The organism is Methylorubrum populi (assembly GCA_036946625.1).
Lineage (GTDB): Bacteria > Pseudomonadota > Alphaproteobacteria > Rhizobiales > Beijerinckiaceae > Methylobacterium > Methylobacterium populi_C.
This window is the reverse complement of the sequence record JAQIIU010000003.1, coordinates 86,366-107,113: the sequence shown is the minus strand read 5'-3', so window position 1 is coordinate 107,113 and position 20,748 is coordinate 86,366. Positions and strand designations below refer to the sequence as shown.

General features: G+C 71.2%; 17 protein-coding genes. 9 read left to right on the top strand and 8 right to left on the bottom strand.

The features are described from left to right. Positions 1-59 precede the first annotated feature (59 nt). Complete coding sequence (locus tag PGN25_11920; protein ID MEH3118262.1) at positions 60-1,529, top strand: serine protease; 1,470 nt, start codon at positions 60-62, stop codon at positions 1,527-1,529. Between the two features lie 10 nt (positions 1,530-1,539). Here the strand turns inward: PGN25_11920 and PGN25_11915 are convergent, their stop codons facing one another. The 4 genes from PGN25_11915 to PGN25_11900 all read right to left on the bottom strand — a co-directional run bounded on the left by PGN25_11915 (position 1,540) and on the right by PGN25_11900 (position 4,998). After that, the gene (locus tag PGN25_11915; GenBank protein ID MEH3118261.1) at positions 1,540-1,692 is read right to left on the bottom strand and encodes a DUF3309 domain-containing protein; all 153 of its coding nucleotides are present in this window, start codon (positions 1,690-1,692) and stop codon (positions 1,540-1,542) included. Positions 1,693-2,171: 479 nt separating this feature from the next. Then, positions 2,172-3,218, bottom strand: a complete 1,047-nt coding sequence (locus tag PGN25_11910; GenBank protein MEH3118260.1) for a cysteine synthase A — start codon at positions 3,216-3,218, stop codon at positions 2,172-2,174. A 67-nt stretch (positions 3,219-3,285) separates the two neighbouring features. After that, positions 3,286-3,522 (bottom strand): hypothetical protein, encoded by a 237-nt coding sequence (locus PGN25_11905; protein MEH3118259.1) that lies wholly within the window; start codon positions 3,520-3,522, stop codon positions 3,286-3,288. Positions 3,523-4,326: 804 nt separating this feature from the next. Continuing rightward, positions 4,327-4,998, bottom strand: a complete 672-nt coding sequence (locus PGN25_11900; protein ID MEH3118258.1) for a GntR family transcriptional regulator — start codon at positions 4,996-4,998, stop codon at positions 4,327-4,329. Positions 4,999-5,211: 213 nt separating this feature from the next. Between PGN25_11900 and dctP the strand changes: the two genes are divergently transcribed. The 4 genes from dctP to PGN25_11880 all read left to right on the top strand — a co-directional run bounded on the left by dctP (position 5,212) and on the right by PGN25_11880 (position 8,588). After that, positions 5,212-6,234, top strand: coding sequence for a TRAP transporter substrate-binding protein DctP (gene dctP / locus PGN25_11895; GenBank protein ID MEH3118257.1), 1,023 nt, complete (start codon positions 5,212-5,214; stop codon positions 6,232-6,234). Further along, positions 6,231-6,917: a TRAP transporter small permease gene (locus tag PGN25_11890; protein ID MEH3118256.1), complete on the top strand. Its 687-nt coding sequence runs from the start codon at positions 6,231-6,233 to the stop codon at positions 6,915-6,917. Before dctP ends, PGN25_11890 begins: the two co-directional genes overlap by 4 nt. After that, on the top strand, positions 6,914-8,266 hold the full coding sequence (locus PGN25_11885; protein ID MEH3118255.1) for a TRAP transporter large permease: 1,353 nt from the start codon (positions 6,914-6,916) through the stop codon (positions 8,264-8,266). Before PGN25_11890 ends, PGN25_11885 begins: the two co-directional genes overlap by 4 nt. A gap of 139 nt (positions 8,267-8,405) precedes the next feature. After that, on the top strand, positions 8,406-8,588 hold the full coding sequence (locus PGN25_11880; protein ID MEH3118254.1) for a hypothetical protein: 183 nt from the start codon (positions 8,406-8,408) through the stop codon (positions 8,586-8,588). A 144-nt stretch (positions 8,589-8,732) separates the two neighbouring features. Here the strand turns inward: PGN25_11880 and PGN25_11875 are convergent, their stop codons facing one another. The 3 genes from PGN25_11875 to PGN25_11865 are packed head-to-tail and all read right to left on the bottom strand — an operon-like array spanning position 8,733 to position 10,852. Then, positions 8,733-9,365 (bottom strand): SCO family protein, encoded by a 633-nt coding sequence (locus PGN25_11875; protein MEH3118253.1) that lies wholly within the window; start codon positions 9,363-9,365, stop codon positions 8,733-8,735. Then, the gene (locus PGN25_11870; GenBank protein MEH3118252.1) at positions 9,355-10,398 is read right to left on the bottom strand and encodes a DUF1775 domain-containing protein; all 1,044 of its coding nucleotides are present in this window, start codon (positions 10,396-10,398) and stop codon (positions 9,355-9,357) included. Before PGN25_11870 ends, PGN25_11875 begins: the two co-directional genes overlap by 11 nt. Positions 10,399-10,450: 52 nt before the next feature. Next, the gene (locus tag PGN25_11865) at positions 10,451-10,852 is read right to left on the bottom strand and encodes a hypothetical protein (protein ID MEH3118251.1); all 402 of its coding nucleotides are present in this window, start codon (positions 10,850-10,852) and stop codon (positions 10,451-10,453) included. Positions 10,853-11,143: 291 nt separating this feature from the next. On the opposite strand from PGN25_11865, the gene PGN25_11860 reads away from it, so the two are divergent. The 3 genes from PGN25_11860 to PGN25_11850 all read left to right on the top strand — a co-directional run bounded on the left by PGN25_11860 (position 11,144) and on the right by PGN25_11850 (position 14,612). Further along, entirely contained in the window at positions 11,144-12,442 is a 1,299-nt protein-coding gene (locus PGN25_11860; protein ID MEH3118250.1) for a L,D-transpeptidase family protein, read from the top strand. Between the two features lie 740 nt (positions 12,443-13,182). Further along, positions 13,183-13,755: a sigma-70 family RNA polymerase sigma factor gene (locus PGN25_11855; GenBank protein ID MEH3118249.1), complete on the top strand. Its 573-nt coding sequence runs from the start codon at positions 13,183-13,185 to the stop codon at positions 13,753-13,755. An 86-nt stretch (positions 13,756-13,841) separates the two neighbouring features. Continuing rightward, on the top strand, positions 13,842-14,612 hold the full coding sequence (locus tag PGN25_11850; GenBank protein ID MEH3118248.1) for a zf-HC2 domain-containing protein: 771 nt from the start codon (positions 13,842-13,844) through the stop codon (positions 14,610-14,612). A 182-nt stretch (positions 14,613-14,794) separates the two neighbouring features. Here the strand turns inward: PGN25_11850 and PGN25_11845 are convergent, their stop codons facing one another. Continuing rightward, positions 14,795-15,700, bottom strand: a complete 906-nt coding sequence (locus PGN25_11845; protein MEH3118247.1) for a hypothetical protein — start codon at positions 15,698-15,700, stop codon at positions 14,795-14,797. 797 nt (positions 15,701-16,497) lie between these two features. Between PGN25_11845 and PGN25_11840 the strand changes: the two genes are divergently transcribed. After that, positions 16,498-20,367, top strand: a complete 3,870-nt coding sequence (locus tag PGN25_11840) for a glycosyltransferase (GenBank protein MEH3118246.1) — start codon at positions 16,498-16,500, stop codon at positions 20,365-20,367. Positions 20,368-20,748 lie beyond the last annotated feature (381 nt).

Below are 20,748 nucleotides of genomic sequence, written 5' to 3'. Positions count from 1 at the left end.
CTTGTGGCGCCGGCATTCCCGCCGGCATCATCGCCCGCGCATCGAATCGGGCGGGGGCGATGGCGGGACGGACGACAGCTTTGCGCAGCGGCATTCCGGCTCTGCTCGCGGCCTTCCTCGCGACGGGGGCGTTCGCCCAGGCTCCGCCGCCCCAGACCCTTCCGCCGCAGCCGCCGGCCGCGCGGCCGGGGCCCGCCCCGCCCGCACCCGATCCCGCCTTCGAGGCGGCGCGGGCGGGTTTCGAGGCCTTGCCCGAAGCGCAGCGCCGGGGCGTGCAGGACGCGCTGGTCTGGACCGGCGACTACAACGGCGTGACGACCGGCGCCTTCGGGCGACGCACCTTCGAGGGCGTCCAGGCCTACCAGACCCGCACCGGCGTCACGCCGACGGGCCTGCTCGCCCCGTCCGAGCGCGCGGCGCTCGCGCGCGAGGCGGAGGAGGCGCGCCGGGCGGCCCGGTTCAAGGTCCAGCCCGATCCGGCGAGCGGCGCGGTGATCGGCGTGCCGGAGGCGCTCCTGCCGCGGCGGAGCGCGGTTCCCGGCGGCACCCGCTGGCAGAGCGCCGACGGGCGCGTGACCCTCGACACCAAGTCGTTCGCGCCCGAGGAGACCGGCCTCGACACCCTGTTCGAGCGGGCGAGCGCCGCCAATCCCGGCCGCAAGGTCACCTACAAGCTGAAGAAACCGGACTTCGTCGTCGTCACCGCCGAGACGGCGACCGGACGCTCCTACATCCGCTACGCCGCCGGCCCGGCGGGCATCCGCGGCTTCACCATCGGCTACGACAAGGCGCTGGCGGGAACGGTCGAGCGCCTCGTCATCGCGGTGGCCAACGGCTTCGTGCCGTTCCCCGAGGCGGCACCGACTCAGGCCGCACCGGCAGCCGCCGCCGGCCCGGCGCCGAGGCCCGGCCCCGGGCTGGCCGTCGCGCCCGCCTTGCCGCCGCTTCCCGGATCGCCGGCAGAGGCACACCCCGCCGCGACCGGGCTCAAGCTCGGCGGCGGCCGGGTGCTGACCGCGGCCGCCGCGCTCGACGCCTGTCCCGCGCCGCGGGTCGGCGGCGCGGCGGCCCGGGTCGAGCGGCGGGACGCAGGCGGGAGCCTCGCGCTGCTGCGGGTGGAGGGGCTTTCGGGCGGTGCCGCACCGCCCCTGCGCACGGAGGCGTCGGCCGAGGGGGAGGCGATCCTCGTGCTCAGCGCGGGCGCGAAGGGAGCCCCGGGCGTCGCCCCCGGCACCGCGGTCGCGGACGGCGTGTTCGCGCCGCTCCAGCCCGGTGCGGGCGGGGCGCCGGTGCTCGACCGGTCGGGGCGGCTCGCCGGGCTCGTCGCCCGGTTTCCCGCCGCGCCCCGCCTGATCGCGGGGGTGATGCCGCCGACGCGCTACCCCGTCGTGCCGGCCGGGGCGGTCGCGGCCTTCCTGGCCGAGAGCGGCGTGCCCGCCGGGGCGGGCCGGAACGCCGCCGCGACCACGCTCGGCGGGGCGGCGGCGCCCCTGCTCGGCGCGGTCGTGGCGATCGCCTGCGAGCGGTGAGGGCGCGCGGTCAGATCCGGTGCGTCACCAGCAGGACGATCAGGATGATGAGCAGGATGCCGCCGAGCCCGAAGCCGGGGCCGCGGAAGCGGCCGCCGCCGTAGAAGTTGCCGCCGCCGAACAGCAGCAGGATCAGCAGGATCAGCAGAATGGTGGTGAGCATCGACGGTCCATCTCCGGCGGCTCAAACACGTTCGCTTGAGCGCCGACGGCAACGTCGAGGCCGGCGATTCCGTTCAGTCGGCGAAGGATCGATTCCGGGGCATCGTCCCGAAAGATGGTCGCCGGCTTTCGGAGAAGGACGATGCGTTCGGCCTGTCCTGCGTCCTTGCGAGGCTCGGCGCAAGCAAACCAGGGCGCGCCCTTTCCGGATCTGTCGCGCCCTGGATCGCTTCGCGGCCGCTCGCGAGGACGGAGGGGGCGAAACCCGAAGCGATCGATCGGAAACGGTATGAGCCTGTTTGGCTGCGGAACTCCCGTCCCCTCCCTCACCCTGAGGTGCCGCGAAGCGGCCTCGAAGGGTGTTCCAGTTTCCGCGCGATCCCTGGAGCACCCTTCGAGGGCCGCTCACGCGGCCACCTCAGGATGAGGGTCGAGATGGGATGATCGTCCTCCAACAGGCTCCGTGAGCGCGAAAACTCCTTACGCCCGCCAGTCGGGCAGGGCCTCGTCCGTCCGGCCGAGCCAGTCCGGCGTCGGCAGGCCGCGCTCGGTCAGGAAGGCCGGGTTGAACAGTTTCGAGGCGTAGCGGGCGGCCCCGTCGCAGAGGATCGTCACGACGGTGCGGCCGGGTCCCAGTTCCCGGGCCAGCCGGATCGCGCCCGCCACGTTGATGCCGGACGAGCCGCCGAGCGACAGACCCTCCTCGCGCATCAGGCCGAAGACGATGCCGAGAGCCTCCGCGTCCGGAATCCGGAAGGAGAGGTCGGGCGTGAAGCCTTCGAGGTTCTTCGTCACCCGGCCCTGGCCGATCCCCTCGGTGATCGAGGAGCCTTCGGCCTTGAGCGTGCCGGTGGTGTAGTAGGCGTGGAGCGCCGAGCCTTCCGGGTCGGCGAGCGCGATCTTCACCTCCGGCTTGGCCGCCCGCAGGGCCTCGGCCACGCCTGCGAGCGTGCCGCCGGTGCCGGCCGCGCAGACGAAGCCGTCGACCGCGCCGCCGGTCTGCGCGAGGATTTCGGGGCCGGTCGCCGCGATATGGGCGCGGCGGTTGGCGGTGTTGTCGAACTGATCGGCGAAGAAGGCACCGGCCTCCCCGGTCTGCGACAGCCGTTCGGCGAGGCGGCGGGCGGCGTGGACGTAGTTGTTCGGGTTGGCGAAGGGGACGGCGGGCACCTCGACGAGCCGGGCCCCGGCCAGCCGCAGCGTCTCCTTCTTTTCCGCCGACTGGGTCTCGGGGATGACGATGACGGTGCGGTAGCCGCGCACGGAGGCGACCAGGGCGAGCCCGATCCCGGTATTACCCGCCGTGCCCTCGACGAGGGTGCCGCCCGGCCGGATCAGCCCGCGCGCCTCGGCGTCCCGCACGATGGAGAGCGCCGCCCGGTCCTTCACCGAGAGCCCGGGATTCAGGAACTCCGCCTTGCCGAGGATGGTGCAGCCGGTCTCCTCCGAGGCGCGGCGCAGCCGGATCAGGGGCGTGCCGCCGACCGCGGCGAGCACGTCGGACGAGACGGTGGGAGATGCGGGCATGCGGTGCGGCGGCCTTTCTGAGCGCCCGCGCGGGGCGGCGGATCAGGCAGGCTTAACCACCGGATTCTCAGGAATCCAGGTAGCCCGCCTCGCGCAGGGCGTCGGCGACGGCGAGAAAGAAGGGATCATCCGCCTCCGCCTCGTCCGGCGGCAGGCTTCGTCCCTCGGCGATGCGCGAAAGGCTTTCGTCGGTCAGGGTCTGGGGCAGGAAGGCCTGCACATCCAGGCCGGCCCGTGCCGGTGCCGCGGCACCGAGTCCGAGGAGGCCGGCGGCCGTCAGCAGGGCGTCGTTCAAGGAGGTCATGGCCGTGTCCTGTTTCAAAACGGGACGTCGCGAACCCGTATGCGTTAACCCAATCTTGACGATATTGCGGCGAGGAGTCGGAAACGGCCGTTTCCGGGCCGCCGGGCGGACGGCCGGGACTTGGCCGGGACTTGGCCGTGGCGGCGTCGCGACACCGGCCGGTGCATCGGTTCAGCACCGGTTCAAGCGCCGCGATGCAGGGAGGTGCGTGTGATCGGCCTGCCTCGGTTTCGGCGGACCGAGCCCCGCCCGCGCCGCAATCGAGCGGGATGAGCACATCGTCAAGCTTCCCCGGCTAGACGTTCGAACTCCGGCGATGTCCCGCCGGCCTTCCTTGTCCGATCTCTCCTTATCAGCCGCGAAGCCACCCCATGACGGTCGTCGTCCTCATCGCCTGCAACCTGTTGCTGGCCGGCCTGTTCTCCCTCGTCGCCGTCGCCTTGGATTGAACCGGCCCCGCGCCGGGCGACGCTCCCAGCGGCGCTGCCCGGTCACGAATCCGTTGACGCTCGCACAGGCTTGGCCGTAGCTGGCGGCATGTGAGGGCGCTTGCCGGGATGGTCCGTTTGTCGCGCGGTCATCGCCGTGGCCGCGCTCTACGCGCTTGCCTTGCAGGTCGTGCTCGGCGCGGCCGCGCTCGCCGGCCGTGGCGGCCCGAGATCGCCGCCGCGCCCCGCGCGCCACCCGGCACGCGCCCGTGCGCCCGCGCCCCGCCGTCGTCTGATCGATCGCCTCCCCTCGATCCGCCTGCCAGGGCGCCGGAGGCCGGGCCGCAGATTGGCGGTGGCCTGTTCCCCGAAATCCTCACGCCGCGCTCGTATCGAGCGACCGCAGGTTCGCCACCAGTTCCGAAAACCCGTCGCCCTGGATCAGCACGTGGCGGCGGAGCTGGTCGGCCGCCGCCGGGCCGTCCCCGGCCAGGATCGCGGCGACGACCGCCTCGTGCTCGGCGAGCGACTGCGCCACCCGGTGGCGGGCGCGCAGTTGCAGGCGCCGATAGGGCGACAGGCGGCGGTGCAGCGCCAGCGCCTGCCCGCACAGGAAGTCGTTGCGGCAGGCGCGGTAGATCACCGTGTGGAAGACGTGGTTCTCACCGTAATAGGCCTCCGGATCGCCCGCGGCGGCCGCCCGCGCGCAGGCCGCGAGCGCCGCCTTCAGCTCGGCCTCGAGCTCCGGTGTGAGACGGCGTGCGGCGAGCCGCCCGCAGGCGGCTTCCAGCTCCGCCATCGTCTCGAACATCTCCAGGAGATGGCCCGGCTCGGGCGCGCTCACCACCATGCCCCGGCGCGGCTTGGTCTCCACGAGGCCGGTCGCCGCCAGTTGCAGCAGCGCCTCGCGGATCGGCGTGCGCGAGACCCCGAACCGCTCGGCGAGCTGCGTCTCGTCGAGGCGCGCGCCGAGGGCGAGGCGCCCCTCGACGATCTCGTCCTCGATCGTCTGCCTGAGGCGCTGGGTCTGGCTCGGAGCAGGCTTCATGGCGAGCTTCATGGCAGGCGTCACGGCAGGGTGTCCGACGTTTTTCGGCTCGGACATATTCCGGGGCGTTGACAAAATATGCAAGATAACGCGATCTTGTATACTATGATGCGTTGCAAGAATATTGTGCTGCGCACAAAAACAAAGAGAAATGCCATGCTGCGCCGATCCGGGGGCGTGCTGCGGCGGACAAGACCTCGGAGGGGAAACGCCATGACGCTGAACCGCCGCCACCTGCTCGCGGCCGGGCTCGCCGCGCCGGCTCTGCTGAGGCTCGGCGCCGGCCCGGCCCGGGCCGCGACGACCCTCAAGCTCTCGCACCAGTTCCCCGGCGGCACGATCGACGAGGGCGACTTCCGCGATCGGATGTGCCGGAAGTTCGCCGCCGCCATCAGGGAGCGCTCGAAGGGCGCGATGGAGGTGCAGGTCTATCCCGGCTCCTCGCTGATGAAGACCAACGCCCAGTTCAGCGCCATGCGCAAAGGGGCACTCGACCTCTCGCTCTACCCCTCGCCCTACGCGGGCGGCGAGGTGCCGGAGATGAATATCGGCCTGATGCCGGCGCTGGTCCCCTCCTACGCGCAGGCCGTGGCCTGGAAGGACGCGGCCGTGGGCCGCAAGCTCACCGAGATCCTGGAGGCCAAGGGCATCGTGCTGGTCTCCTGGGTCTGGCAGGCCGGCGCCGTGGCGAGCCGCGAGCGCCCGCTCCTCACGCCCGACGACGCCAAGGGCATGAAGGTGCGCGGCGGCTCGCGCGAGATGGACCTGATGATGAAGCAGGCGGGTGCCGCCACGCTCTCGCTGCCGTCGAACGAATCCTACGCCGCGATGCAGACGGGCGCGTGCGACGCGGTGCTGACCTCCTCCACCAGCCTGATCTCGTTCCGCCTCGAAGAGATCTCGAAGGGCCTGACCTCGGGCCGCGAGCGCTCCTACTGGTTCATGCTGGAGCCGATCATGATGTCGAAGATCGTGTTCTCCGGCCTGCCCAAGGACGGCCAGGATCTGATCATGGCGGTGGGCGCCGAGCTGGAAGGCTTCGGCCAGGAGGGCGCCAAGGCCGACGACACGAGGGTCGAGGCGGTGTTCTCCAAGGCCGGGGCCAAGGTCGTTCACCTGGACGAGCCGACGCTCGGCAGATGGCGCGACATCGCCCGCGACACCGCCTGGAAGGATTTTTCGAACAAGAGCGCGAGCTGCGCCGAGCTGCTCAAGCTGGCGGAGAAGGTCGCGTGAGCCACGCCTTCGACGCGGCCTCGGCGGCTGCCGAGACGCACGAGGCCGAGGAGCCCCGGATTCCGGGCCTGCTCGGCCTCCTCGACCGCCTGATGCGCGGGCTCAATCACGTCATCCTCGTCTGCGGCGGCCTCGCGCTGGTCGCCGCCTGCCTCGTGCTGAGCTACTCGGTGGTGATCCGCTACGTCCTGCACGAACCGACCGAGTGGCAGGACGAGACCGCCGTGTTCCTCATCGTCGGCGCGACCTTCCTGTCGGCGGCGGGCGTGCAGGCCAAGCGCGGCCACGTCGCCATCGAGGCGCTGACCGGCCTGCTGCCGGCGGGCGTCAACCGGGTGCGCCTGCTGCTCGTCGACATCGTCGCCCTCGCCTTCGTCGTCTTCTTCGCCTGGAAGAGCTGGAGCCTGTTCCACGAGGCCTGGGTCGACGGACAGATCTCGCAATCGACCTGGGGGCCGCCGCTCTGGATTCCCTACCTGATGATGGCCGCAGGCATGAGCCTGCTCGGCCTCCAGCTCGCGCTCCAGATCGCGGAAAGCCTGCTCTGCGGCTCCCGCGCCGCCGGCTGGGCCGAGCCGGGGATCGGCATGGGCGCCGGCCTCGACCGCCCCGACATCGCGCCCGCGGGTCCCGACCCGATGGGCCGTGCGACCGCCGCGGGACAGAAGGGAAGCCGGGCATGAGCACCGCCGCGATCGGCTTCCTCTATGCCGGGGCGACGCTGGGGGCGATGCTGTCGGGCATCCCCATCGCCTTCGCCCTCGGCTTCGTGGCGCTGGTCTTCATGTACGCGTTCATGCCCGCCGCTTCGCTCGATACGGTGGCGCAGAACGTCTACGAGGAGATGGCTTCGATCACCCTGCTCTCGATCCCGCTCTTCATCCTCAAGGGCGCGGCGATCGGGCGATCCCGCGCCGGGCAGGATCTCTACTCGGCGATGCATGCCTGGATGCACCGCGTGCCGGGGGGCCTGGGCATCGCCAACGTGTTCGCCTGCGCCCTGTTCGCGGCGATGGCCGGCTCCTCGCCCGCCACCTGCTCGGCGATCGGCTCGGCCGGCATCCCGGAGATGCGCAAGCGCGGCTACTCGCCGGGCTTCGCCGCCGGCATCATCGCCGCGGGCGGCACCCTCGGCATCCTCCTGCCGCCCTCGATCACCATGATCCTCTACGCGGTCGCCGCCGAGCAGTCGCTCGGCCGGCTGTTCCTCGCCGGGATCGGGCCGGGCTTCCTCTTGGTCGCCCTGTTCGCCGGCTGGTCGGTCTTCCGCTTCCGCTCGGAATTCGCGGCGGCCAAGCGCGCCTGCGAACGGAACGGCACGCCGCATCCGATCCTCAGGCAAGACGCCTACAGCATGCGCGAGCGCTTCTCGACGCTGCCGCGGGTGCTGCCCTTCGTCGTGCTGCTCACCGGCGTCATGGTCGCGCTCTACGGCGGCTACGCCACGCCCTCCGAGACGGCCGGCCTCGGCGGCCTGCTGGCGCTGGCCCTGATCGCCGCGATCTACGCCGTCTGGCGGTTCCGCGATCTCGACCCGATCCTCACGGCGACGTTGCGCGAATCGACCATGCTGATGCTGATCATCGGCATGTCGCTCCTCTACGCCTACGTGATGAGCTACCTCCACATCAGTCAGGCGGCGGCGCAGGCCATCGTCGCGATGCAGCTCTCGCCCTGGCTCCTGCTCGCCACCATCCTGGCCCTGGTGATCGCGCTCGGCTTCTTCCTGCCGCCGGTCTCGATCATCCTGATGACGGCGCCGATCATCCTGCCGCCGCTCAAGGCCGCCGGGTTCGACCTCGTCTGGTTCGGCGTGGTGATGACGATCACCATGGAGATGGGGCTGATCCACCCGCCGGTGGGCCTCAACATCTTCGTCATCAAGAACATCGCCCCCGACATCCCGCTCAGGGACATCATCTGGGGCACGCTGCCCTTCGTGATCCTGATGGGCGTGGCGATCGTCGCGCTCTGCCTCGTGCCGGGCATCGCCCTCCGGCTGCCCGACCTGCTCCTGCCGACGACCCGCTGACAAAACCGCCGACCCCTCCGCGCCGCCCTGCGCGGAAGGTTCATCGTTCGTCGCTGCCCGCGATAAAACTCGCCTTAACCCTCGGGGGCGCAAGCTCACCCCTCCAGAGCCGCTTCCGGCGCCGGACGGGAGACGATCCGTGACGAAGACGGTCGCCGACACGAAGCCCGCGGCGGACACCGCCGCCGTGCCGCCGCTGAGCCCCGGCGTGCGCCGCCATCTCGGCAAGAGCCTGCGCAGCCACTATGCCGGCTGCCTGACCGAGCCGGTCGGCGAGCGCCTCGAAGCGCTCATCACCCGCCTGGCCAAGCCGCGGGACTGAGGCCCGAGCCTCCCTCGCGGGTTCCGGGCGGAGCCCGCGTCATACGATATCCGATCGATCCCTTCGGGATGGCGGATTTGGGCTTCGCTCAAACGCCGCGCGGGTTCGCCGATCCGGTTCCCGCTTCGACAAGCGGGAACCGGATCAGGTGGTCCGGCCGTCGGCGGCCAGTTTCCGGAGCTGCGCGAGGGCGAGCGCGTGCCCGGCATTCAGGTCGAGCGGCCCGGCAAAGCCCCCGTCGCGGTCCATCATGTAGACCATCAGCGTGTGCTCCAGGATGTAGTCGCCGCCGGGCAGCGGCACCCGCTTCACCGAGGCGCGGTAGTCGCGCGCCACCTGCGCGATCGCCTGCGGCGTGCCGGTCAGCCCGGTGATCCGGTCCGTGAACGAGGCCATGTAGTCGCGCATCACCGCCGGCGTGTCCCGCTCGGGGTCGAGGGTGACGTAGTAGGCCGGGACGTCGCCGCCCTCGGCGCCGAATGCGTCGAGCAGGGTGCCGAGATCGGCCAGCGTCGTCGGACAGACGTTCGGGCACCGGGTGAAGCCGAAGAAGACCAGGAACGGCTTGCCCTTCAGCACCCGCGAATCGACGGTGCCGCCCTTGGAGGATTCGAGCCGGAACGGACCGCCGACCGCCGACAGGGCGGCCGGCCTGTCTCCCCGCGGCAGGAAGGCGACCGTCGCCGCCGCGATGCCGAGCAGCCCCAGCGCGAAGGCGGCGAGGATCAGGCCGCTTCCCCGCGAGGCGCGGGGGAGCGGCCGGGGTTCAGCGGCCATGGTCGTGCCCCGCATGATCGTGGGCCGCACCCTCGGCGGGCATCTCGGCGGGCATCTCGGCGGGGGTCTTGGCCGCGAGGCTCTCGACGGTGAACTCCACCGGGACGGTGCCGGCCCGTTCGAAGGTCAGCGTGCCCTTCACCCGCTCCCCCTTCTTCAGGGGCGCCTTCAGGTCCATGAACATCAGGTGGTGGCCGCTGGGGGCGAGCGTCACCGTCCGGCCGGGCGGGATCGCCAGGCCGTCGGCGAGGGGGCCCATCTTCATCACGCCGCCCTCCATCGACATCGTGTGCAGTTCCCCACGCCCGGCCGCCTCGATCGCGGCGCCGGTGAGCCGGTCCGGCTCGGCGCCGGTGTTGCGCAGCGTCACGTAGCCGCCGGCCACCGTCGCGCCGCCCGGCGTCGCCCGCAGCCAGGGGGCTTCGATCGCGACCGCTCCGGCCTTGGCGGCCGGCCCGGCGGCGGCCGTCGCGGTGGTGGCTCCGGCGGCGACGATCCGCACCGCCGGGGCCGGCGCCTTCAGCGCCCGCGCATCCTGGCCCTCGGCCGGGATCTCGCTCCAGCGGTAGCGGCCCTCGGCGCAATCCTGTTCGACGGGGAAGTAGATCGTCGCGCCGGGCGCGAAGGCGTCGGAGACCCGGGCGAAGAAGGTGAACTCGTCGACCTGATCGTCGGGCAGGCTGCCGCCGCTCCACGTGATCCGGGTGACCCCTTCCGAGACCTGCCCGTGGAAGGAGGGGTAGGGGCGGGCATAGGCCGACTCGACCGTCCCGATCGCCCAGCCGGGCTTGGGCATCGGCTTGGCGCCGGTCACGCCCTCGGGGATGGTGACGCTGACGCGGGTGGTCGGCCGGCCGTCGCAGCCGTGCATGATCTGGACGACGCCGCGATAGGCGGCGTTGGGCGCGGCCTCCTTGCGTTCCAGCACGGCGTGGGCCGCGGCGGTCGAGACGAGGGCGGGGCCGATCGAGGCGAGCGGCAAGGCGAGCGGCAGGAACGCGCGGAGCGAGGCGCGGGTCGAAGGGGAGCGCATGAGGGAAGGTTCCGGTGTCTGACTTACGGGTTCGCTGAAGGGAGCGGGCGGGTCAGGCGGCCGGGGGGGCCCGGGCATGGGCGAGGGTGAAGGGCGGCGGGCGGGCGGCCCGGCGGATCGTGCCGCGCCAGTCGGCGCGGACGGCATCGCGCGCGGTCCACGCGATGCCGGTCGAGGCGGGGGAGGGGAGGGCGGCGGCAGGCGCATGGTTCGCGGCCGTGCAGCAGCCGGGGTGGGGAAGGTCCGGAGCCGGAAGCCCGTCCTTCGCCGTCGAGATGGCTGCGTCCCCGTTCCGGATCGAGGCGCAGAGGAAGCCCGGCGCGCCCGCGACCGGCAGGGCCGCGATGCCGCCGAGCAGGGCCTGGAGCGCCAGCGCGTAGAGGGCGGCCACGGCCGTCAGCGCGCGCAGGATGCGCGGCGCTCGCCCTGTCCGGTCGCGGCGTGTGGTCGGCATGGATCGAGCCTTACGCCGCTTCGCGCCGCTCCGGTAGGGGGCCGCCCGGCGCCATGCCGGCGCACCCGCCGCCGCCGCGCCGGACCCGATCCCGCCGGCGCGAAGGCCCGAAGCGTGCGCCGCCACACCCGGACGCCACAATATGGCCCGGAACGGCATGGCTTCTTAACCACGAGACCGCAACAACCGCGGCACGAGGACTTGGCACGAAAACTTGGCCGAGACTTGGTTTCAGACCTTGGCCTTCGGCCGATTCCGATGATCGCACCTTTGAGCCCAGAGCCCGGATCGATGCTGCAGACCGCACGCCCCTCCCGTCCCTTCACGGCCGCCCTCCTGGCGGCCACGCTGCTCGCGGGCCCGGCGCTCGCGCGCGATGGCGGCTTCGCCCAGGCCGAGTGGGCGCAGGACTATTCCTCGCCCACCACCATGCAGGTGCACCGTTCCTCGACGCCGATCCTCTCGCCCGAGACCGTGGCGGCGACCGAGGCGATGGTCGAGAAGTACCGCGCCATCGTCGCCCGCGGCGGCTGGCAGCCGGTCTCCGGCGCCGCGGGCCTGCGCATCGGCTCCCGCGGCCCGGCGGTGGCGGCGGTGCGCCAGCGCCTGATCGTGACGGGCGACCTCGACGCCAATGCCGGCGGCGCGGGCACCTACGATTCCTACGTCGCGGCCGGCGTGAAGCGCTTCCAGGCCCGCCACGGCCTGTCCCAGACCGGCCAGATGAGCCCGGCGACGCAAGCCGCCATGAACGTCGCCGCCGACATCCGCCTGCGCCAGCTCGAGACCAACGTGATCCGCCTGCGCTCCTATTCGGGCGATCTCGGCCGGCGCTTCGTCATCACCAACATCCCCGCCGCCCTGGTGCAGACGGTGGAGAACGGCCAGGTCGTGACGCTGCATGCCGCGGGCGTGGGCAAGATCGACCGCCAGTCGCCGATCATGAACACCAAGGCGACGCAGATCAATTTCAACCCGACCTGGACGGTCCCGGCCTCGATCGTGAGGAAGGACCTGATCCCGAAGATGCAGAAGGATCCGAACTACCTCACCGACAACAAGATCCGCATCCTCTCGAACGGCCAGGAGATTTCGCCGCGTTCCGTGAACTGGAACTCGGACGAGGGCACCCGCTACACCTACCGCCAGGATTCGGGCGCCGATTTCAACTCCATGGGCGTCGTGCGCATCAACATCCCGAACCCCTACGGCGTGTTCATGCACGACACCAACACCCGCGGCGTGTTCGGCGACGACTTCCGCTTCATCTCCTCGGGCTGCGTGCGCGTGCAGAACGTGCGCGAGTACATCACGTGGCTCCTGAAGGACACGCCCGGCTGGGACCGCGCCCATGTCGAGCAGGCGGTGGAGAGCGGCCAGCGCATCGACGCCACGCTGAGCCAGCCCGTGCCGGTCTACTGGACCTACATCACCTCCTGGGCGACCCCGGACGGCACGGTGCAGTTCCGCGACGACATCTACAAGCGCGACGGCGTGAACGTGCCCTCGACCATCGAGGCGCCGACCCCAGTCGCCAGCGCCGCCTCGACGCGGCCCGAGGTGTTCGAGCCGGGCGACGAGGAGAACTAGAGCATCGTCCCGAAAGGTGGCTGCCGGCTTGTCTGAGAGCCTGTTTGACCGGCCAATGTGTCTTCGTCAGGCAACGGCAAGGCGAGAGGAAGATCCTACTCCCATCCCCACCCTCATCCTGAGGTGCCGGAGCGGAGGCCTCGAAGGGGGCTCCAGGAATCGCGCGGGATCTGGAGGATCCTTCGAGGCCGCTCACGCGGCACCTCAGGATGAGGGGCGAGAGGGGATCACTGCAGTCAAACAGGCTCTGAAAAGACGATGCACAAACAAAAACAAGAATCCAGCGCATCGTCCTGGAGTTGACTTTCAGGACGATGCGCTGGGCGCTCCCTCGTCCGAGCGGGCCGCGGCCCGCTCGGACGACGCGGCGAGAGATCGGAACGGGCCCGGGCCGGATTCGACATCCGGCCCGGGCCTTTGCCGTCGTGAGACCGTTTCCAAACTGATCGCTTCGGGTTTCGCCCCCCTCCGTCATCGCGAGCGGCCGCGAAGCGATCCAGGGCGCGACCTGTCCGGAAAGGTCGCGTCCTGGATGGCCACGGCTTCGCCTCGCAAGGACGCAGGAGAGGCCGAAGTCATCGACCGGATGTCGTATGAGAGGCCCCCGGGCGCCGCTTCGGTTTCGGTCGCCGGGCGAAGTCCGATATCGGCCCCGGACGCGGCACGAAAGGAATCGCGAATTTTTTTCGTATCCCGGCGGAATGGGCGGATTAAACGCTCTCGCCCGACGTTGAAAGTATATGCTGCTCGATAGAACGCGCTCGAAACGCTCCGAGATCGTCGACCTGCTGGTGCCCCTGCGGCGCTACGCCCGGTCGTTGACGCGGGATTCGCTCAAGGCGGACGACCTCGTGCACGATACCATGGTCCGCGCGCTCGAATCGCGCGCGAACCTGCGGCCCGACACCAACCTGCGCACCTGGATGATGACGGTGCTGCACAACGTCTTCATCGACGAGCAGCGCCGCAAGCGGGTCGAGGCGCGCCATGCCGACGTGCTGGCGCAGCTTTCCGAGGAGGTGGCCCTGCCCGCCCAGGAAGGACAGGTGCGGCTCATGCAGATCCGCAAGGCGTTCGAGAGCCTGCCGGAGGAGCAGCGCGCCGCGCTCCACCTCGTGACCCTCGAAGGCATGGCCTATGCCGACGCGGCGGCCGTGCTCGGCATCCCGATCGGCACCCTGATGTCGCGGCTCGGCCGCGGCCGGGCAGCCCTGCGCGCCTTCGAGGAAGGCGGCCGCAAGGGCAAGGCGACGCCTTCCGACGACGCGTCCGACCGAGGCCGGCCACATCTGCGTGTCGTCGGCGGGAATTGAAGGCCCGGGCTAACCGTTAAGAAAAGCAACGACGGGTAGCAGCGAGGCTGGGGACGGTGGTCATGAAGGGCAGTCGGAGTGGGCTGATGGTCGACGCGGTCACGGAATCCGATCTTATCGCGTATGTCGATGGCGAACTCGATCCGATGCGTCGGCTCGAGGTCGAGGCGCATCTCGCGCGCGATTCCGGGGATGCGCTCCAGGTGATGGCCGACCTGCGCGACCGTGACGCGCTGCGCGAGGCGTTCCCGTCCCTGCCGAGCCCGGGGCCCGAGCGGCTCCGTACCGGCGCGCGCCGGATCGACCGCGCCTTCGCGTGGCAGCGGGTCAATTCCCGCCTGCGCCGGGCGGCGGCGGTCGTGGTGCTGGTGGGGGCGGGTTGGCTCGCCCATACCGAGACCGGCACCTTCGGCGTTCCCGGCTCCTTCGCCTCGCCGATCGATGCCTCCCTGGCCGAAGAGGCGCAGCAGGCCCGCAGGGCCGTCCAGATCCGCGCCCGCGCCACGACCCAGCCCGCGGCCTCGTCCTACGATCCCGCCGACCTCGAAGCCGCGACCGGGGTCGACCTGCCGCCGCTGCCGAAGGGCTGGAACGTCCGGGACGTGCAGATCTTCCCGAGCCGCAACGGCACCGGGATCGAGGTCTCGATCGTCTCGGCCGAGATCGGCGAACTCGCCCTGTTCGCCAAGCGGAGCAGCGGCCTGTCCCCGGCCGAGGGAACCGAGCCCGTGGCGCGTTCGAGCGACGGGACGACCGCTTACTGGCGCAACGGCAGCACCGCCTACGCGCTGAGCGGCTCGCGCGACGATCCGGCCCTGCACGCCGCCGCCGCTCACCTCGCCGCGTTCCGGAAATAGGCCGGTTCGACGCCGAGGCCGTGCTTGAAAACGAGGGGCCCGGAGCCGCGACCGATCCAGGGGGGATCGCCGCGGCTCCGGGCCCCTTCTTCTTGCATCGTCGCTCTACGGACGGTCGTGCCCCGCCTTCGTCCGAGCGCGGCCTCTGCTCCATAGGGAGAGCGCTCCGGCCCGGCGCCGTCTTATGCGCCGGCGAGGAGCTTCGCCGTCCGCTGCTGACGCTCCAGGATTTCGCGCAGGTGGCCGATCGCGCCCTCCTGCATGCTGCGCAGCGCCTGCGGATCGGTCTCGCCGTCGCGCCGCATCGAGACGTAGAACTCGAACCCGCCCGGCTCCGTCGCGGCGATCCGGTTCAGCACGAACGGGAACAGGCCGAGCCGCGCCGCCGCCTCGACGGCATCGAGGAAGGACAGCGGCGTGAACACCCAGCAATGGCAATCCGCGTAAGCGCCCGATGCGAGCGTCTCGCTCGCCTGGGCATGAGCCAGCGCCAGGGCCGCGTCGCCGCACAGCCGCGCCGCCGCCGCCGGATCTTCGCCCGCCCAGACCCGGCCGGGCTCGACCGCGAGCGCCTGATGGGTGTGGGCGAAGATCTGGCGCGGGCTCGGGCGGGTGTAGGCGAGCAGATCCGCCTCGACCAGTTCGGCGATGGTGCTGTCGGCGCGGCCCGCATCGAACATGAAGCGCCGGTCGGGCAGCGAGAGGTTGAACACGCCGCCCGGCCGCAGGACGGCGTGAATGCCGCGGAACCAGCCGAGCAGGTTCGGCACGTACTGCCCGACCTGCGCGGCGATGGCGAAGTCGAGATCCTCCTCGATCCCTCCCCGCCCGAGCACCGCCGCGAGCGAGTCGGAGCCCGTCCAGGCGTGATCGATCGGCACGGCGTCGGGCAGGTTGGCCTGCGCGTCGGCGGCGTGATCGACATAGGCGACGCGGATGCCCTCCGGCAGGGCCGTCGGGTTGTCGGCCGGCCCGAATTCGAGCCCGCGCGCCTCCGGCAGCGGCACGTCGTGCGTGAGCCGGGCGAGGCGCCGGTCGGCGGACCGGCGTGCCAGGAAGGCATCCAGCGACAGGAAACCGGAATGCATGCCGCGAACGCCTTACCTCTCGGCCTGAAGGAAGCGCCGAAATTATCCGTCCCGCCGGGCCGGGCGCAATCGTCCGTTCGCGTCCGAACGAACCCGTGGCCGGGATGCCTCGCGAGGTCGATGGCAGAGGCTCGGCGCCGCCAGGGCCGTATCCGGTCGCGCTGGACAGGATCGTCCCGGGTCGGAAACGTTCGGTCGCTGCGTATCGCTCTCTCCATGTGTCGCCGTCACGCAGGCGTGTCCCTGCGCCGCCCCGAAAGCGGGCATGAGCGGTGACCGAGCGTTCCACGAGGCATTCCCGAGCCGGAAGCCGGGCGCAGGCCCGTTTCCGCCGACGGCGAGGTATCGGCATTGCGCTTCGGTCGCGTGCGATCGGACGACGGGGCGGCGGTGCCCGGCCGTACCCGTCCGACGCGAGCGGCTTCGGGCCGATCGAGGAAACATCGGCAGAGACAACCTAAGGTTGTTTCCTCGGGATTGCTCGCTTCCATCCCGCGGGCTACTGCTTCGCTCGATACGGCGCAGGCGGGACGCGCGGTTCGGCGATCGGCCTCATCCCGCGTGGCGAGAGGTACTCTACAGAGATTGAAGCGCCTGCGGTAATCCCTAAGGTCATTTTCCTGGAGCCGCCGGACATGGGGACCGTCGTGGGGACCGTCATGCACGGGTGGCATCCTTCTTTCTTGTCAATGCGCGTACCCAAGGTGCGGGCCGATGCGGATCCTCGGTCGGCGTAGACGGTCGGCCGAACATCGTCCCGCGAGTTTTCGATCAATCCGTGTGCGAGGTTGCCGGAATTGTTCAAGCGCAGATTGCAGACGCTCTCCAGGCGTGTCGGCTTCGGCAAGAGCCTGCAGACGCCGGCAAGGTTGCTGGGCGCGGACGAAGGCTTCGACCCGGTCTTCTACCGTCGGCACTATCCCGACCTCGCCGTCCTGGGGGACGATCCGAAGGCCCTCAGGCAGCATTACCTCAAGCATGGCCGGGCCGAGGGGCGCGTTCCGAACGCGGCCGGGCTGATCGCCTCCCTCGAAGCTCGGGACGGCTTGCTGCCGCGGGACTTCATCCCGGAGCATTACCGGGCGATCCACGACGATCTGGCCGGGCTGGCCGAGCCGTGGCGGATCACGGAGCACTACCTGCGCTTCGGACGTTCTGAGGGGCGGGCCTATCGGCCCGACCTGTCGGCGTTCGAGCTGGAATACGAGCGGATGCTCGCGCACGAGGCCGAGGCGGCCGGGCGGCGCGCTCCCGTGCGCCCGGCCGAGAGTTTCGCGCACCTTCTGGTCGCCGCGCGGGTTCTGCCCGGACCGTGGCTCGACCTGTTCGCGCCCTACGAGTTCGCGCTGCTGAACGAGGCATGGCTTCCGCGTCCCCCTGCCTCGCGCATGGAAGGACTGATCGCCTTCCTGACGGCGGGCGTGGATCGCCTCGCCCCGATCGCCTTCCGCCGACGGTTCGATCCCGGCTTCTACCGGTCGGACAACCCGGATGCACCCGCCATCGCGAGCGATGCCGACCTGTACCGTCACTGGCTCGGCAAGGGCATCGGGAAGGGAGAGCCGGGGACCGAGGCCGCGGCGCTGCTGACCCTTCTCGGAGAGGAGGGCTTTCCCGAGAGCTTCGACGAGGCGGCCTACCGCTCGCTGCTGCCCGAGGGCGTCGCCGCGCCGCCGCCCGGGCGGCTGAACGCGCTGCGGCATTTCGTGACGGCGGGGTTCCACCTCTGGGAACTCGAACCCGTGCGGCAGGCCTGCTCGGCCCCGTTCCTCGAGCGGATCGGCGAATACCACCTCGGCCACGGCCACGCCATCGCCGCCAAGGAGGCCTACGACCGGGCGCTCAAGACCGGTCCCGCCTCCGGCCGCCTCCACCACCGGCGCGGCGACGCGCTGCGCATGCTCAACCGCACGAACGATGCCGCGCGCGCCTTCGCGAACGCCGCGGACGTGCCGGGAGCCGTGGTGTGGAGCCACATCCACGCGATCGACGGTCTCCTCGCGCAGCCGAAAGGGGTGGAGGAAGCCCTCGACCGGGTCCGGCGCTCGGCCGAGGAGTGGCACCCCAACCCCCGATGGCGCGCCGCCGCGCACCGCGCCATCGCGGCGGCCTTCGCCCTCACGAGCGAGGAGGCGCGGGCCGCCTACGCCGCCGGAAGGCGGCAGGAGGCGGACGATCGACTCACCGCCTGCCTCGACCGGATCGCCGGCCTGATCGAGAGGATCGATCCGCTGCCGGCGCCGCTGCCGGCGCCGGCCAACGGCCACATCGTGATCGTCGCCAACCGCGATCTTCCCCAGTGCGACCATTACCGCGTCGTCCAGAAGATCCAGCAGCTCGAACACGGCGGCTGGACCGTCGAGGTGTTCGAGCAGGACGAGGCGGGCGAATGCCGGCCGGCGCTCGACCGGGCGTCCGCGGTGATCTTCTACCGCGTGGCGGCCTTTCCCGGCGTCCTGCACGCGATCCTCTACGCGCGGGCGCTCGGCCTGCCGACGATCTACGAGATCGACGACATCGTCTTCGACGCGGGCATGTTTCCCGATCCGCTCGAAAGCTTCGAGGGGCAGATCACGCCCAAGCACTACGTCGACCTGCAATACGGCGTGCCGCTGTTCCGCTACGCCATGCAGGCGTGCGACGTCGGCCTCGCCTCCACGCCGGCCCTGGCCGAGCGGATGCGCCCGCTCGTCCGCTCGGGCGTCTGCCAGGTGCTGCGCAACGCGCTCGACGCGCGCAACCTGCCCTTCCTGAAGCGTCCGCACCAGCCCTTCTCGGATCGGACGCTGACGATCTTCTACGGATCGGGCACCCGCGCCCACAACAAGGACTTCAACGACCTCGCCGCGCCCGCCCTCCTCAAGATGATGGAGCGCCATCCGCAGGTTCGCCTGGTGATCGCGGGCTATCTGCGCCTCGGCGACGGCTTCCGCCGGTTCGCGCACCGGGTGCGCCAGCTCGGCTTCACCGACGACGTGACCGCCTACTGGGAGGCGCTCTCGGGGGCGGACATCAACCTCGCGGTCCTGGCGCCCGGCCCCTTCGCCGACGCCAAGAGCGAGATCAAGTGGCTGGAGGCCGCGATGTGCGGCATCCCCTCGGTCGTCAGCGCGACGCGCACCTACCGCGAGATCCTCGTCGACGGGCAGGACGCCCTGCTGGCCGGAACGGTGCAGGACTGGACGCGGGCGCTCGGTGCGCTGATCGCCGATTCCGAGCTGCGCCGGACGGTCGGCGCGAGGGCGCGGGACAAGGCGCTGACCGCCTACGGCCTGGATGCCGCGGTCGATGTCCTCAAGGGCGTGCTGGCACCGCCGCCGGAGGCGCCCGCGGCGCAGGCGGATCGCCGCCAAGCCGCCCGCGCCGCGTGGGCCGGACCCGCGGCCGGGTCCGGCTCGGCGAAGGCGGGGGAGCCGGTCCCTGCGGACGGCGCAGGGGCCGCCGCCGGAACGCGCCGGGACGGCAAGCCGCGCATCCTCCTGGTCAACGTCTACTTCCCGCCCCAGACCGTCGGGGGGGCGACCCGGGTCGTGCGCGACAACCTCGACCACATCCTCGATCGCGCCTCGAACCGGTTCGAATTCGCGGTGGCGGCCTCGGACATCGAGGTGGAGCCGCCCTACCGGACGCGCATCGACGCCTATCGCGGGGTTCCCGTCTTCCGCATCGCCACGCCGCGGGAGCGGAACATGGACTGGCGCCCGTTCAACCCGAGCGTGCGCGTGGAGTTCGACGACCTGCTCGACCGCTTCGGACCCGACCTCGTCCACTTCCACTGCGTGCAGCAACTGACCGCCAGCACGGTCGAGGCCGTGCGGGCGCGCGGAATTCCCTACATCGTCACCGTCCACGACGCGTGGTGGATCTCCGATTTCCAGTTCCTCATCGACGAGGACGGGCTGGTGCAGATGCCGTCCTCCGATCTGCTCGCCGACACGACGAGCCGCTCGGTCAGCCCGACCGCCTCCATCGCCCGCCGCCGCGGGCTGGCGCGGATGCTCGAAGCGGCGGCCGTCGTCGCCGCGGTCTCGGAATCCTTCGCAGGAATCTATCGGCAGGCCGGTTTCCCCGAAACGATCGCGCTTCCGAACGGCGTTCCGCGCCTCGCCCCGGTCGCGCGCCGGGCGAGCCGGACCGGCCGCGTGCGCCTCGGCCATATCGGCGGCCGCACGGCGCACAAGGGCGCCACGCTGGTCGAGGCGGTCCTGCGGGCGGGCCGGTTCGAGAACCTGAGCCTCACGCTCGTCGATCACGCCCTGGCCACCGACCATGTCGGCGAGGAGACCTGGGGCGCCACCCCCGTCCGGATCGTCGGCAAGGTGCCGCAGGACGAGATCGGCGAACTCTACGCCGACATGGACGTGCTGCTCGCCCCCTCGCTCTGGCCCGAGAGCTTCGGACTGGTGACGCGGGAGGCGCGGGCGGCGGGGCTGTGGGTCGTGGCCAGCGATCTCGGCGCGATCGGCGAGGACATCGACGAGGGCGTCAACGGCTTCCGGGTCGGTGTCGGTTCGCCGGACGGGGTGCGCGCGGTGTTCGAGCGGATGAACGCCGATCCCGGGCGCTTCCGCACGAGCCCGCCGAGCCCCGCGCAGCCGCCCCGGACCGCGGCGGATCAGGGCGACGACCTGATCGCCCTCTACGAGCGCCTGCTCACGGTGCCTTGAGCCCCGCGGGGGACGTCAGCGGTCTCCCGCCCGGCGCTTGCGACGCCCACGGCCGCGAGGGCAAGCCGATTCCGCGCGGTCCCGGCTCTCCCCCGCTCGATCCGCACAAAGGGGTCGGACGCGGGTGCCCTGCGGCGCCTCAGGATGAGGGTGGGGATGGGATTGAAGGCTCCTGAAGCGGAATACACTTCGCGTCCGGGCGCCCCGCGCGGTCCTTCCCCCTGCAATCTCGGAGCGGCGAGAAGGAGGTTCGGGGGCGTATTGCGTGCAATCACAGCATCATGCCCAGGTTTTGCACATATCGAGCAGATTTTTTGGGCTCAGTTGTGTAGAAGCGTGGCATTCGCCCGCGCAAGACCAGTATCCCGGCGATAAAATACC

What these genes read in the sequence shown, in the direction of transcription:
- PGN25_11920 (MEH3118262.1), top strand. Translation starts at nt 60, where the DNA reads ATGGCGGGACGGACGACAGCTTTGCGCAGCGGCATTCCGGCTCTGCTC.
- PGN25_11915 (MEH3118261.1), bottom strand. Translation starts at nt 1,692, where the DNA reads ATGCTCACCACCATTCTGCTGATCCTGCTGATCCTGCTGCTGTTCGGC.
- PGN25_11910 (MEH3118260.1), bottom strand. Translation starts at nt 3,218, where the DNA reads ATGCCCGCATCTCCCACCGTCTCGTCCGACGTGCTCGCCGCGGTCGGC.
- PGN25_11905 (MEH3118259.1), bottom strand. Translation starts at nt 3,522, where the DNA reads ATGACCTCCTTGAACGACGCCCTGCTGACGGCCGCCGGCCTCCTCGGA.
- PGN25_11900 (MEH3118258.1), bottom strand. Translation starts at nt 4,998, where the DNA reads ATGAAGCCTGCTCCGAGCCAGACCCAGCGCCTCAGGCAGACGATCGAG.
- dctP (MEH3118257.1), top strand. Translation starts at nt 5,212, where the DNA reads ATGACGCTGAACCGCCGCCACCTGCTCGCGGCCGGGCTCGCCGCGCCG.
- PGN25_11885 (MEH3118255.1), top strand. Translation starts at nt 6,914, where the DNA reads ATGAGCACCGCCGCGATCGGCTTCCTCTATGCCGGGGCGACGCTGGGG.
- PGN25_11875 (MEH3118253.1), bottom strand. Translation starts at nt 9,365, where the DNA reads ATGGCCGCTGAACCCCGGCCGCTCCCCCGCGCCTCGCGGGGAAGCGGC.
- PGN25_11870 (MEH3118252.1), bottom strand. Translation starts at nt 10,398, where the DNA reads ATGCGCTCCCCTTCGACCCGCGCCTCGCTCCGCGCGTTCCTGCCGCTC.
- PGN25_11865 (MEH3118251.1), bottom strand. Translation starts at nt 10,852, where the DNA reads ATGCCGACCACACGCCGCGACCGGACAGGGCGAGCGCCGCGCATCCTG.
- PGN25_11860 (MEH3118250.1), top strand. Translation starts at nt 11,144, where the DNA reads ATGCTGCAGACCGCACGCCCCTCCCGTCCCTTCACGGCCGCCCTCCTG.
- PGN25_11855 (MEH3118249.1), top strand. Translation starts at nt 13,183, where the DNA reads ATGCTGCTCGATAGAACGCGCTCGAAACGCTCCGAGATCGTCGACCTG.
- PGN25_11850 (MEH3118248.1), top strand. Translation starts at nt 13,842, where the DNA reads ATGGTCGACGCGGTCACGGAATCCGATCTTATCGCGTATGTCGATGGC.
- PGN25_11845 (MEH3118247.1), bottom strand. Translation starts at nt 15,700, where the DNA reads ATGCATTCCGGTTTCCTGTCGCTGGATGCCTTCCTGGCACGCCGGTCC.